Origin of the sequence: Serratia sp. ASV30 (assembly GCF_016428815.1) — a bacterium.
Classification (GTDB): domain Bacteria; phylum Pseudomonadota; class Gammaproteobacteria; order Enterobacterales; family Enterobacteriaceae; genus Chania; species Chania fonticola_C.
Genome location: NZ_JAELTL010000153.1, coordinates 1 through 843 on the forward strand (window position 1 = coordinate 1; position 843 = coordinate 843).

An 843-nucleotide genomic window follows, 5' to 3' on the forward strand; every position below is an offset into this window, starting at 1 on the left:
TGCAAGCGCTGCATGCGCGGCTGCATGAGCATCAGCACCGGGTATTTGATCTGGCGCAGGAGTGCCCAATTGCAGCCAGCAGTTATACGCTGGCGGGGAGCCACTACTTCAGCATCGTCATTCACCATATCGCGTTTGACGGCTGGTCGGTGGATCTGCTGTTGAAAGAGTTGCTGCACTATTACCGCGTGTTCACCGGAGAGGCCAGCAACGAACTCCCGGCCCCGCTGGTGCAGTACCGGGAATTTGCGCTGTGGCAGCGCCAACACCTGCAAGGTGCCACGCTGGACAAGCAACTGGCCTACTGGCATGGGCAACTGGCGGATCATGAACCACTCAACCTGCCGACGGACCATGTGCGTCCACTGCAATTGGATTATCGCGGCGACGATATCACCTTCCAGCTGGATGCGGCGACCAGTGCCGAACTGCGGGCGTTGGCCGCCTCGTTGAACGTCAGCCTGTATACGGTACTGCTGAGCGGCTATTACCTGCTGCTGGGGGTTTACAGTAACCAGCAGGATATCGTGTTGGGGACACCGATAGCGGGCAGGCATTACCCGGGGGTGGAAGACACCCTGGGCCTGTTTGTCAATACGCTGGTCCTCAGACGGCAGATAGACGTCAGCCAAACGGTCAGAGAATTTATTGGCGAAACGGGGCAGCAGGTCAGTGAAGCGCATACCCATCAGGATCTGCCTTTTGAAAAGCTGGTTGAAGTGCTGAAAACGGAAAAGGACAGTTCAAGGCACCCGATATTCCAGGTGATGTTCAGTCTCCAATCGTTTGGCGCCACAGGACGTACCGAAGGAGAAAGCCTGTTCGAGCAGTATGACGCGCAAG

At 57.1% G+C, this 843-nt stretch carries 1 protein-coding gene; it reads left to right on the forward strand.

Annotated features, from left to right (window positions below; translation table 11 throughout):
• A partial coding sequence (locus tag JHD74_RS25850) for a condensation domain-containing protein (RefSeq protein ID WP_233169695.1) occupies positions 1–843 on the forward strand: 843 nt, incomplete at both ends.